Origin of the sequence: Gloeobacter violaceus PCC 7421, from assembly GCF_000011385.1 — a bacterium.
GTDB classification, from domain to species: domain Bacteria; phylum Cyanobacteriota; class Cyanobacteriia; order Gloeobacterales; family Gloeobacteraceae; genus Gloeobacter; species Gloeobacter violaceus.
Window position 1 is genome coordinate 1,960,533 of record NC_005125.1, and the last position, 12,080, is coordinate 1,972,612.

Here is a 12,080-nt window from a genome sequence, read left to right on the forward strand (position 1 = left end):
ACCATCCTGCCATCGGTACCCCGCCTACCCTCCCGGTGCCATCAGGACCGCATGACCCAGCCCGATACCCCTGCCCGCCTGGAATTCGCCCCCTCCCGCCAGTTCCCCAACTGGCTCGCCGAACAACAACTCGCCCTCGCCTTCACCACCTACCAGGCCGGCAAGCTCTTCCTCATCGGTCTCCAGCCCGACGGCCGACTGTCGCTGTTCGAGCGCACCCTCAACCGCTGCCTCGGGCTGTGGACCGACGCCCAAAGCCTCTGTCTCGGCACCCTCTACCAGATCTGGCGCTTCGAGAACGTCCTGGAGCAGGGCGAGACCCACCAGGGCTACGACCGCTGCTTCGTGCCGCGCGTCGGCTGGGTCACAGGCGACATCGACGCCCACGACCTGGCCGTCGACGCCACAAGCCGCCCGGTCTTCGTCAACACGCTCTTCTCCTGCCTGGCCACCGTCAGCCCCACCCACAGCTTCGCCCCCCTCTGGCAACCGCCTTTCATCAGCCGCCTGGCCGCCGAGGACCGCTGCCACCTCAATGGCCTCGCGATGCGCGACGACGGCAAGCCGGGCTGGGTGACGGCGGTCTCGCGCACGGACGTGGGCGACGGCTGGCGCGAACACCGCAGGACGGGCGGTTGCGCAGTGGAGGTGGCAAGCGGCGAAGTGGTGGTGGCGGGCCTGTCGATGCCCCACTCGCCGCGGTGGTACCGGGGAAGGCTCTGGTTGCACAACTCGGGCAGCGGCGAATTCGGCTATGTGGACACCAAAGCAGGCAAGTTCGTGGCGGTGGCGTTTTGTCCGGGGTACCTGCGGGGATTGGCCTTCTGGGGCGATTTCGCGGTGGCGGGGCTCTCGAAGCCGCGGCGGGACCGGGCGTTTTCGGGACTGCAGTTGCAGGAGCGTTTGAACAAAGAAGGGGTGGGGGCGCGCTGCGGGCTGGTGGTCATCGACCTCAGGCGCGGGGACACGGTGCACTGGCTGCGCATCGAGGGGGAGATGATCGAAGAGTTGTACGATGTGGCAGTCCTTCCGGGAGTGCGTCGGCCGATGGCGATCGGTTTTGTCAGCGATGAGATCCGGCGGTTGCTGTCGGTGGGTGAGCCGCAATCGCTGTGAGGGCCACACCAATGACGAGTTGCATAAGGTAAACGCCCCCAGCGGCCTCGGCAGCGCTTGGAACGGTCTGTTTCCTCAGAATGTGTCAACTCCTGTAACTACATGGAGGCACGCATGCCCATGTTAACCGTAGTGCTTACAAGCGGACAATACAGTATCAGCAATCGAGGTGATTGTCTATCTCAAGCAAGTTTCCAGTTGCCCCAGCCATTGTTTAAAATGCGGGCACTCTTCACGGATGGCATCGAGACCAATTTCCAAGATGGCTAATTTTCCGAATAGAATCTTGCTGTAGCCAGGCATCAGTGTTTTCAGACGTTGTGATGGCGCCGTCTGCGGAGAATCATTGATTTCCTCTGGAGTAGCAAACTGCAGGCGAATTTCCTGCAGGTTTTGAACTAAATCGGGACGTTCAATTCCTCGTGCAAACTTCTCGCAGTCACTGAACAGCAATGCTTCAAACTCATGCATCATTATGTATGGTATGAAGCGCTTTGGGTCAAAATGATCTCCAAGCTGATTACAAACATCGACAGTCATTGCTGATTCAACTTTCTTTGCGTTCTCAGGAAACGGCAGCAAAGCAGCTTGATCACAGCCTGGCCACGCATTATTTCCGGTGCGCGGGAGTGCGTAGTAATCAACCATCGTCGTTGACAAACAATTGGGATCTCCTTGAAGATGATTGATTATATCTTTGCGAACTGCCTGCCAAGCACGAATGCCGCCGCGGCGAAGGCGGTTACGAGAATTACCTAATAGGCGAGCGCTGATACTGGTATAGCCATGACTGAGAAGATGTGGACCGAGTATTTCATTGACAAAGGTTTCCTCCGTTTGTCCTTCAACATGTACCAGTAGTCTGGACATCCGGTCATTCTCTCCTAGGACGTCCACCAAATTCATTCTTCTCCCAAAGCTGGCCAAGACTATAGTCCTGCAGCATGGCTGCAAGTTTTTCCGGCTCCAATCTAGAAAATTGTGTGCTGCCATCAACGCGCTCAGCAACCAGTACGTCTTCCGCTTCAAATTGATCTAGAAGAAGAGACGATTGGGTTGAAAGAATAACTTGCGTTTCAACAGCCGCTTTCTTGACAATTGATGCAAGAAGATTGATTGCATAGGGATGTAGGCCAAGTTCAGGTTCGTCTACCAAAATGACCGAAGGGCGAGAGACTGCAGGCTGCAAGAAAAGTGTGGCCAGTGCAATGAATCGCAGCGTACCGTCTGACAGGGATGCAGCATCAAAGTAAGCGTCGGAGCCTTTATGCAACCATTGCAGTTGGATCTTTTTATCATTCAATTTTAATGGTTCGAGTATGAAGTCATCGAAAAATGGAGCAACGAGCTTAACAGTGCGAAGGATAAGGCTGTAGGAGGTTTCGTGTTTTTCACGTAAGTAGTAGAGATAGGCAGCGAGATTTGAACCATCGGGCCGCAAGTAGCGATTATCGTTGATATCAGCTGTCTTTTTCATGGGTGAAGTCAAGCCGGTATCATGAAAATGATAGAGCCTCCAACTATCAAGCCTCGTGCGAACATAGGTGACAATTTCTTGAGTCTTTGGGTCGCTTATTGCGGCCTCTCTCCCAAATGGCAGGAGCGATCTTATGGTTTTGGAGTCAGAGGCCGATTTATCCGAAGAATAAATAAACTCAGATTGTACAATCAGCTCATCAGCAACCGTCGGCTGGAGTTCAATCTCATACCGATTCCGACCGCCCCGAAAGGAAATGTCAATTTGAATTTTATCCGTCACTTTAGAACCGTAATGAAGGATTTTCTCAGCCCCGCCAGCCTTAATCACATAATCTTGAAGACGCCCTTCTCTGAGCGCATGCAGGAAGGTGAAAACATCAATAAAGTTGGACTTTCCTGAACCGTTCGGGCCGATAATCACGTTGATCGGCTTTAGCTTTAATTGCTCGATAGAAGCAATACTCTTGAAGCCTTTAACAGTAATAGTTTCAAGTTCAACCATTGGATAACCCTTACATTTGCAACTATCTTCAACAATGCAGAACTTACGGAGCGGAAGTTGCCGCGGCGCGTTGGGGATCGATATTCAAGAACACCGTTGACTTTTCGGCCCCCTCGACGCGGATCACTTTTACCGGGATATCGGCGCCTTTTTCGCGGGCGGCGTCGATGCGCTCCTTGAGCTTTTCGTAAAAGAGCAAATCCGCCAGTTTGGCATTTCTGGCCGCCGCCTGGCCCTGCAGTTCGATCGCCTTGCGGTTGGCGTCCGCCAGGATCAGCTTGCGGGTGGTCTCTTTTTGCTGAATCTGGGCTTTGACCGCCGCGGTTTGGGCAGTGATCGACGCCACCTGTTTTTGCTCAAGCGACGCTTTGAGGGCCTCTGGAAATTCGGCGGTGCCCAGGTAGACATCTTCGATAAACAACAGTGATACTTTCTTGCCCTCCAGCACGCCCTGGGGCATGTCCCGGCCGATCAGGGCGGTCATCTTCTGCTCCATCTCGGCGCGACGGGCTTTGTTGTAAAAATCGCCGGAGGTGTAGTTGGCCGCCACGTCGCGCACTTTCGAGCGCACCGTCGGCACGACGATATTTTCCATATAGCGGGTGCCGACATTCGCGTGCAACTGGTCGAGGACCGCCTGGTTGGGGCGCAGGGCGACGAAGACGTCGGTTGAAAAGGCCTGGCCGTCGGCGGTGTTGATGGTGATGGCGTTGCCTGCCTGGTTAGGGACCGGGGTGCTGTTGGTGAACTGGAAGACCCGCGTGCGGACGTTGTAGGTAATCGGACCGTCGACCCCAGGCACCACGAAAGTCGCCCCCGGCCGCTCGATACGGCCCTTCTCGATGCCGGTAAACGTGTTGAACATCACCGTCGCGTTACCCGGTTCGGTGACGTACAAAAACGGATGAAACAACAACAAAAATACGGCAACGATACCCGCCACGAGTAGGCCGCCCGCGAGCAGGCGAAGGGGAAGTTGCTTGTCTTCTACCGTGGTCACATCGAACACCTGCTACGAAAAATAAGCGCCCTAGCGGTTGATCAGCGTGTCGAGGGTCTCGCCCAATACCCCCGACTGCACCACCCGCAGGTACTCGGGATTTTTGGTAAGGGCGTCGGCCTTGGCACCGAGGCGGCCCGCCTCCGCCTGGGCTTCGGAAATCAGCGTCTTGGCGTCCTGGGTGGCCTGGTCGATTTCGTAGGCCTTGCGGGCCAGTTGATTTTCGGAGATGGTCTTCGCTTCGATGGCGGCGACGAAATCTTTGCTGAAATTGACATCGCGCAGCAACAGATCGAGCACGTTGATGCCGTACTGGCTCAGATCCCCCGCCACCCGCTCGCGGATCTGCGCCTGCAGGACCGGCCGCTTGGTGGAATAAAGATCCTGCGCCGAGAAGCCGCTGGTCTGCGAAGAGATCACCGAGCGGACAATCGGGGCGATGCGATCGATATATTCGGTCCCCAGGGTCTCGTAGACCTTGGGCGGATCGGCCACCACGAACTGCATCGTCACCTCCGCACCGATTTCCTGGCCGTCGCGGGTCAGAGCGACGATGCGCGGCCCGTAACTGTCGCCGCCGTCCTTCCAGGTGAGCGCCTGCGTCTTGACGTCAAAGGGAATCGTCTCGCTCACCACCGGCAAGATCAAATGGCCGCCCGGTTGCAAGGGCTCCTTCTGGATGCCGCCGAACCAGGAGAAGACCACCAGGTTTTCGCCGTTGCCCACGAAGCGCACCGGATTGAGACTGATCAGCAAAAACCCCAAAATCAGCACCCCTACCAGTTGGGGTGCCCAGGAGAGCCAGGCTTGCCGTTCAGCGGACATAGGCACCTGTCGCGTTTATTCCATTGTGCAGGGGAGGCGTCCCGAGCCTAGCCACAATTAAGCAATTCTTTGCTCAGGGCTGGGTCGGATCGATGACGGTGCCCAGCATCGCCACGAAGCCGGAGTAAGTGTTGACCACGGCGAACATAAACGGCCGATCGGCGCTGAAGGTAAAAGGTGTCTCGCCCGGACGCAGGGGCAGCGCGAACCGCTCGCCGCCCGTGGCGGCGCTCGGGCGGGTGAGCCCCGTTTCAGAGACCGTAAAAGCGGTCTGGTGATCGACCGCGTCGATGAGCAACCCCGCTTCACCGAGGCTCTCCTCGCCCTCCGAGCGGGTAAAGGCGGACCGCATCCCGAGGGCTCGAAGCGCCCGGCGCAAATCCTGGCCGTAGCGCAGGCGCAGGCGAGGAAGGGTCACGCTCCCGTCGCGCATCCGAAATTGCTCGAACCACAGACGCCATTTCTCGTCGCTCAAGTTGCGCACAAACGACCGCAAAGGCACCCCGGCCGCGGGCACAAACACCGCCATGCTCCACTCGCCGTCGCCGCCGAAGGGCAACTGGACCGCCTGAAAACCAGGAGTCTCGTAGTAGCGAAAACTGCCCGTCCGGCTCATCTGCCAGACAGTTGTCTGCTTGCCGTCCAGGAGGGTGAAAGGAGCCTGGAGACTGCTCTGGGGGTTAAAAGCCCGACTCCAGATCCCTTCGAAGACGGTCGCATCGACCACCACCAGCGGGCCAGGCCGGCGGGGGCCGGGGATGAGCGCTTCGCCAATCTGGCCGCCGGTGGCGGCGGCGATCCAGCGGTTGATTTCGGGGGGAGCCGCTCCGTCTTGAAAAGCGCTCTCCAGCACCCGGTTGCCGCTGAGATCCCGTCCCAGCTTCACGGGCGTGCCCGGCTCCACCCAGTACAATCCGGCGTGCACCGGCTGCACCTGGGGATCGGCCCCCGTCAACTGGGCGGCCAGTAGCGCCGTCGCCGACTGCGGCTCGATCAACCCGTCGTTGGGCCATTCGAGGGAACTGGCCACCGCCCGCTGCGCGGTCTCGGACAAACTGGGCAGCAGCCGGCCCAGGGTGATCCCCAACCCCAGGGGTGAAAGGAGTACGTTGCGTTCGACCGCGAGCGGGGAGCGCTCCCGATTCGCCCGCAGGGGCGCTTCGTTGATCAGACTGAGCAATTTAAAGCCGAAGCGCCAATTCGCCTCGCGCATCTGGATGAATGTCGGCACCTCCACCCGATCGGCCACCGGTGCGGCCCCGATGGGCGCCGCGGCGGCCCTTACCGAACCCCCCAAGCAGACCAGCGCCACCGCCAGCCACCAGACTTTCTGCATCGCGTTCGACAGACCACGGCACTACAACTCGACCCGGATCCTGCCGACCTGACGGTCGCGGACAACGGTCAGTACCAGTGTGCCCGGATTGCGCTGCAGAATCTGCTGCAGTTGGGCAGAGTTTTCGAGGCCGGCATCGCCCACCCCGAGCAGTTGATCTCCCGGAAGCAGCCCGGCGCGCTCGGCGGCGGAACCCGGCTGGACCTCGAGCACCGTCAAAGAGCGGGCGTCGAGCACCACGCCCAGGCCGCGCTGCGGCCCCGGCCGGACGGCCACCCGACCGCTGTCCGGGTTTGGACTGGCTGCCACCAACGAGCGCACCGCACCGGTGGGGGTGGCGAAACCAATGCCGACGTTGCCGCCGGTGCGGCTTAAAATCGCTTTGTTGATGCCGATGATTTCGCCGTCGGAATTGAGCAACGGCCCCCCGGAGTTGCCCGGGTTGAGGGCGGCGTCGGTCTGCAGGTCGCCGTTGGGGGCGATGCGGCTCAAAATGCCCACCGTCAAAGTGCGATCGAGGCCGAAGGGGTTGCCGATGGCGTAGACGCGCTGGCCGACCCTGGCCGAGGAGCGCGCCAGATCGATGCTCGGCAAAGGCCGCTCCGGACGGATGTCGACAATCGCCAGGTCGTTGCGCCGGTCGAGGGCGCGCACCGCCCCCGGATACACCCGCCCGTCGGCGGTCTGCACCTGCACCCGGGTGCTGCCGCGCACCACGTGGTTGTTGGTAATCACCACCCCGCGCGGGTCGATAATCGCCCCGGCGCCGATGCCGCCGGAAGTGCGGATACTGACCACGGCCCGACTCGTCCGGTCGTAGACGTCGATGGTCGTCGTCTCCTCCGGGTCGAAGGCGAGGAGGGCAGCAGGAAAATTCAACGGGAGCGCGGCTACAGCCAAGGCGGCAAGGGCAGACTGGATCTTCATCGTGGTTGTCGCAGGGGTGAGATACCAGATAAAGACGCCGGAAACGCCACAACGTTCCGCCCAAGGCTTATCCTGTTTTTGCATGGGGTGTGAGCAGCTTCACATGACAAACGCTCGAATAATTGCTAAATCTCGATAGAGATACCGGGCAAGGCGATGACCGATACGATGCGGCGCTCGAAAGTCGAGCAAATCAAAGAGAACAGCCACAATCTGCGCGGCCGGCTGCGCGAAGAGTTGCAGCAGCCCGAGACGACGCACTTTGCCGAGGAGTCGGTGCAGCTGCTCAAATTCCACGGCATCTACCAGCAGGACGACCGCGACGAGCGCAAGGCGCGCAAGGACGCGGGCCTGGAGCCCGATTACGCGTTCATGGTACGCACCAAAAATCCGGGCGGCTACGCCCCGGCAGCCTTTTACCTGGCGATGGACCGGTTGGCCGACGCCCTCGGCAGCGGCACCCTGCGGGTGACCACCCGCCAGGGCCTGCAGTTGCACGGCATCCGCAAACACAACCTGCGCGAGGCGATTGCCACGATTAGCACCCAACTCGGTTCGACCCTGGGAGCCTGCGGCGACATCAACCGCAACGTCATGGCCCCCCCGGCGCCCTTCACCGCCCGCCCCTACGCCGTGGCGCGCGAGGCGGCGGCGGCGATCGCCGATATGCTCACCCCGCACACGGGCGCCTACTTTGAGGTGTGGCAGGACGAAGCGCTGGTCTATTCGGGAGAGCCCGAGGTCGAGCCGATTTACGGCGAGACTTACCTGCCGCGCAAGTTCAAAATTGCCGTCGCCGTCGAAGGCGACAACTCCGTGGACATCTACACCCAGGATCTGGGGGTGATCCCGGTGTTCGAGGACGGCGAGCGCTTGTTGGGCTACAACCTCACCGTCGGGGGCGGCCTCGGCATGACCCACGCTAAACCCGAGACCTTTCCGCGCCAGGCGGACCACCTGGGTTTTGTTTCCTCCGAGGACATGCTGGAGGCGGTCAAAGCGGTGGTGCTGGTGCAGCGCGACCACGGCGACCGCTACAACCGTCGCCACGCCCGGCTGAAATATCTCATCCACGACCGCGGCCTGGGCTGGTTCCGCGCCCAGGTGGAAACTTACCTGGGCAAACCCCTGCAACCGTGGCGGACCGTGGCGCCGTGGGTCTTTCACGATTATTTGGGCTGGCAGCCCCAGGGGGACGGCCGCTACTGCCTGGGGATCTGGATCGAGAATGGCCGCATCAAAGACGAGGGAGCCTTTCGCCTCAAATCGGCCCTGCGCGAGATCGTCGAGCGCTTTGAGGTGGATTTGATCTTGACCCCGACCCAGAATGCGCTGCTGGTGGATGTCGCCCCGGAGGTACGTGCACCCATCGACGCGATTTTGCAAAGCGCCGGGGTGCGGCCGGTTCAGGCCGTCTCCAACGCCGAGCGCTACGCGATGGCCTGTCCCGCCTGGCCCACCTGCGGTCTGGCCCTCACCGAGTCGGAGCGCGCCCTGCCCGGGATCATCGCCGAGCTCGAGGCGAAACTCACCGAGCTGGACCTCGCGCAGGAGCAGATTTCGATTCGCATGACCGGCTGCCCGAACGGTTGCGCCCGCCCCTACATGGGCGAAATTGGTTTCGTGGGCAGCGCCCCCGGTGCCTATAACCTCTACCTGGGGGGCAACCTCGCCTCGACGCGGCTCAACTGGGTCTTCCGCGAGCGGGTCAAGCGCGAGGATATCCTGGCGGTGCTCGGGCCGCTGTTCAGCTACTTCAAGCGCGAGCGCGCCCCGGGGGAAAGCTTCGGCGATTTTTGCCTGCGCAAGGGCCGGGCGGACCTCGAAGCGCATCTCTAGGTCGGCGCTTTGGCTTTGACGCCGCCCCTGGTGCTTGCTCTGTTTGCCCTCGGCTGCATTTTGCTGTGGCTGCCGGTGGCGATCCCACAGCTGCTGCGCATCGGCTGGCGACCGGGGCGGCCCCTGGTCTTCTCGGGCAAACTCCAGCTCATCTTGAGCCTGTACCTGGTCATTGCCCTGGTGCTCTGGGCGACGAGCGCCTGGCTTGGGGTGCCCTTCGGGCGCTGGGGCCTGCGGGGCGGCTTGGCAGGTTGGGGGCAATTGGCGGCCGGCCTCGGTCTGGGAGCCCTTGGCCTCGCGATCCTTTTCGCTGTCGAGATGCGGGCAGGATGGCTGCGCCTGCAACCCGTCCGCCTCAGCAGCGGGGCGCTCTTCGCACCGCTTGCGGTCGGCTTGTTTGTGGGCGCGGTGGAGGAGGTGCTTTTTCGGGGCTTCGTCTACGAAACACTTCTGCCCTATGGCCCGGGCTGGGCGGCGGTGGTAAGCAGCCTCATCTTTGCTGCCTTGCACCTCATTTGGCAGCTCGACGACTGGCAGGGGGGGGCGCGAGAACTGCCCGGCCTGTTTGCCATGGGCCTGGTGTTGGTGCTCGCCCGGCTGCTCAGCGGCGGCAGCATCCATCTGGCCTGGGGTCTGCACGCCGGCTGGGTCTGGGGAATCACCCTCATCGATACCCATACCCTGGCGGTGCCCACCGGCAAAACCGCCACCTGGGTGACCGGCTTCGGAGGCAAACCCCTGGCAGGAGCGATGGGTCTCGCTTTTCTGGGTGCTACCGCTCTGGTACTGTGGGGTTTGGGGCCGCCGCCCGGCTGAGCGTAAACTTGCATTTTCGTGGTGGTTGTGCAACTATCAGGAGCAACCAAGTACGACAAGCCGAGTAGTTTACCGGATAATTGGCCTTGGTTTTCGACGCGGCGGCGAGCCCCTTCCGTTGATTTTGTGTTCCTGCTGCATTGCAACACCCTGCACGGGGGATTTTTTGGTGCGAGCCAGCGAGCGAAAATCGCGATTGCAGGCCGCCTTGTCCGCACCGACATACCAGGTTTCAAGATGTGTCAGCTAATCCATACGAATCTGAAAACCATGCACGCGACGAAGACAAGCCGCCCTCCGCTCCCGGCGGTCTTGGGCCTTTAGACCCGGTGGAGCCGCCCGAGACGCCGCCGCGGGGTACAGCACGCAAACGGGGCCGACCGCAGGGCAAGCGTTCAGACCCCACCTACGTACTTGCCTCCGCCTACATTCCGGCTCAGCTGCACCAGCAAGTCAAAATCGCGCTCATCAAAGCGGATCTTGAGTATTCCGAATTGGTGGCACAGTTGCTGCGCGAATGGCTCGAGCACCAGCCATGAGTAAGGGGTCCGCATCGGCTTTGTTTGCATCGTCGTAAGCGTGCGAGAGCCAGGCGTCACTCGTCGCTGACCGACGCCTGGCTCTCGCACGGAGAGGCCGTTTACGAATGCGATTTTGAGCTTGATTCAGTTGCGATCGCTGAGCGTCAGGCGGCTAAAAAATTCGTCCCAGATCTCGCTGCTGTAATCGTCGTCGTTGAGGTGGCCCGCTCCGGTGACCTCCGTAAAGCGCACCTCTGCATTGCCGCCGGTGAATACATCGGTGACGTACGAGCCGCTGACCGTCCTCTGGGATTGGTCGGTCTGGTTGTACTGGATCCAAAATTGCTTCTGGTCCTCGTCCTGGACGTCCCGTGGGATCGTGCCGGTAATCTGGTCTTCTTCTTCGCCGCGCCAGATCCAGACTGGAATCGGCCCACCGGGCTCCATCAACGATTCGGACTTGCGAAAGGTGGTGATCCAGGGGCCGGAGACCGGGGCTGAGGCGGCGATCAGCGAAGCGTGACCGTTGCCGATGAAGGTGTTGACCATCGCCCCGCCACTGGAATGCCCAGTCATATAGATCCGGTTGGGGTCGATGCGGTAGGTGCTTTTGAGTTGATTAATCAGCGCGAGCAGATAGCCGACGTCGTCCGGGGACTCACCGTTGAACACGTAGGTGTTCCATTTGTAGCCGGGGGAACTGGTGCCGTTGGCGACGACGATGCCCCCGACCGGATAAACGGCGATGAAGCCTTTTTCGTCGGAACGGGTGGTCCAGCCGGCGAGTTTGGCGGCCCCTTCCACCGTGGCGGTGCGGCCGTTGACCGAACCGTGCAGGAAGATGACCAGCGGAACGCTGCTGGAAGCACTGCTGTAGGAGGATGGAACGTGCTCGTAATAACTGCGTTCGGTTCCGTTGTAGTCCAGTTGTTTTAAAGTCACATCGCCGGTCTGGCTGAACGCCGGTGCGCAAAGTGCCATCCAGAAAAGCACGCACACCAGTGACCATCGCAAACCCGTGCGCCGCAAAAATTCTCGAACCGTTCCCATGGCTAGATCCTCAGTGTAGTAATGCGGTTAAGCGAAATTGGCGCTCCGGGGCGGAGGCCGGGTGCACCACAAATTAGGCCGACGGGGGCAAAGATCACCGCCGCCTGCCCAAAAAAATCCACGCGTCCCCACAAAGCCGGAACGCCTCGATAAATCCTTGATGGGTATAAGGTGGGCGGGCCGACTCGCCAAAGCGCAGCGGAAATCGGTGCGAACCCTGGGTAGCCGGTCGGCCGGTGGAGGGATGCGGGTGCAGCATAGCGCCCGATCGTCGGGCCACTCTTCCACCATATTGGTGAAGTGACCGTCTGCCCCGCCGAAAAATCGGCGTTTTCAGGGCTGGCCGCTATTGATAAGATCTATATCTGAAGAGAATCTTGGCCGTCCGCCCACCCGAAGAAGACTGTGCCGTTTCGGACGGGGGCGCAGGGGCGATCCGGTCGAAAAAATTGCGAAATCTACCCAGCAGGTGTATTTCCGCAATACCGTAATTTACGCGCCCCGGCGTTGTGATTGCTCAAGCATTTTGAAAATGAGAGGGCCTTTCGCACTAATCGCCCAACCCGCTGACGCACCGTGTTGTTGAATCGCTCAATACAGCTGGTCGTGCCCGTTGCTTTACCTGCAGCTCGATGCCGTTTGCTGGCCAACACCTGGCCATAATTTTTT

At 60.6% G+C, this 12,080-nt stretch carries 11 protein-coding genes and 1 pseudogene; 4 read left to right on the forward strand and 8 right to left on the reverse strand.

The window, feature by feature from the left end; translation table 11 throughout:
- The first annotated feature begins 51 nt into the window (after positions 1-51).
- Complete coding sequence (locus GLL_RS09545) at positions 52-1,116, forward strand: TIGR03032 family protein (RefSeq protein WP_011141839.1); 1,065 nt, start codon at positions 52-54, stop codon at positions 1,114-1,116.
- A 177-nt stretch (positions 1,117-1,293) separates the two neighbouring features.
- Here GLL_RS09545 and GLL_RS09550 read toward each other — a convergent pair whose 3' ends face one another.
- From GLL_RS09550 to GLL_RS09575, 6 genes are all read right to left on the reverse strand, one after another.
- Positions 1,294-1,986: a DUF4276 family protein gene (locus GLL_RS09550; RefSeq protein WP_011141840.1), complete on the reverse strand. Its 693-nt coding sequence runs from the start codon at positions 1,984-1,986 to the stop codon at positions 1,294-1,296.
- A 4-nt stretch (positions 1,987-1,990) separates the two neighbouring features.
- Positions 1,991-3,097 carry an AAA family ATPase gene (locus GLL_RS09555; RefSeq protein ID WP_011141841.1) on the reverse strand — a complete coding sequence of 369 codons (1,107 nt, stop codon included), beginning with the start codon at positions 3,095-3,097 and terminating at the stop codon, positions 1,991-1,993.
- Between the two features lie 43 nt (positions 3,098-3,140).
- On the reverse strand, positions 3,141-4,097 hold the full coding sequence (locus tag GLL_RS09560; protein ID WP_164928871.1) for a prohibitin family protein: 957 nt from the start codon (positions 4,095-4,097) through the stop codon (positions 3,141-3,143).
- A gap of 30 nt (positions 4,098-4,127) precedes the next feature.
- Positions 4,128-4,922, reverse strand: coding sequence for a prohibitin family protein (locus tag GLL_RS09565; protein WP_164928872.1), 795 nt, complete (start codon positions 4,920-4,922; stop codon positions 4,128-4,130).
- Positions 4,923-4,995: 73 nt separating this feature from the next.
- Positions 4,996-6,258, reverse strand: a complete 1,263-nt coding sequence (locus GLL_RS09570; RefSeq protein WP_164928873.1) for a serpin family protein — start codon at positions 6,256-6,258, stop codon at positions 4,996-4,998.
- Between the two features lie 21 nt (positions 6,259-6,279).
- Positions 6,280-7,185, reverse strand: a complete 906-nt coding sequence (locus GLL_RS09575; protein ID WP_164928874.1) for a S1C family serine protease — start codon at positions 7,183-7,185, stop codon at positions 6,280-6,282.
- A 156-nt stretch (positions 7,186-7,341) separates the two neighbouring features.
- Between GLL_RS09575 and GLL_RS09580 the strand changes: the two genes are divergently transcribed.
- The 3 genes from GLL_RS09580 to GLL_RS09590 all read left to right on the forward strand — a co-directional run bounded on the left by GLL_RS09580 (position 7,342) and on the right by GLL_RS09590 (position 10,379).
- Positions 7,342-9,024: an NADPH-dependent assimilatory sulfite reductase hemoprotein subunit gene (locus GLL_RS09580; protein ID WP_011141846.1), complete on the forward strand. Its 1,683-nt coding sequence runs from the start codon at positions 7,342-7,344 to the stop codon at positions 9,022-9,024.
- A gap of 9 nt (positions 9,025-9,033) precedes the next feature.
- Positions 9,034-9,840, forward strand: coding sequence for a CPBP family intramembrane glutamic endopeptidase (locus GLL_RS09585; RefSeq protein WP_164928875.1), 807 nt, complete (start codon positions 9,034-9,036; stop codon positions 9,838-9,840).
- Positions 9,841-10,079: 239 nt separating this feature from the next.
- Positions 10,080-10,379: a hypothetical protein gene (locus GLL_RS09590; RefSeq protein WP_011141848.1), complete on the forward strand. Its 300-nt coding sequence runs from the start codon at positions 10,080-10,082 to the stop codon at positions 10,377-10,379.
- Positions 10,380-10,505: 126 nt separating this feature from the next.
- Here GLL_RS09590 and GLL_RS09595 read toward each other — a convergent pair whose 3' ends face one another.
- Positions 10,506-11,411 carry an alpha/beta hydrolase family esterase gene (locus GLL_RS09595; RefSeq protein WP_011141849.1) on the reverse strand — a complete coding sequence of 302 codons (906 nt, stop codon included), beginning with the start codon at positions 11,409-11,411 and terminating at the stop codon, positions 10,506-10,508.
- A gap of 458 nt (positions 11,412-11,869) precedes the next feature.
- Positions 11,870-12,073, reverse strand: a pseudogene (locus tag GLL_RS09600) (IS1 family transposase); the annotation flags it as partial.
- Positions 12,074-12,080 lie beyond the last annotated feature (7 nt).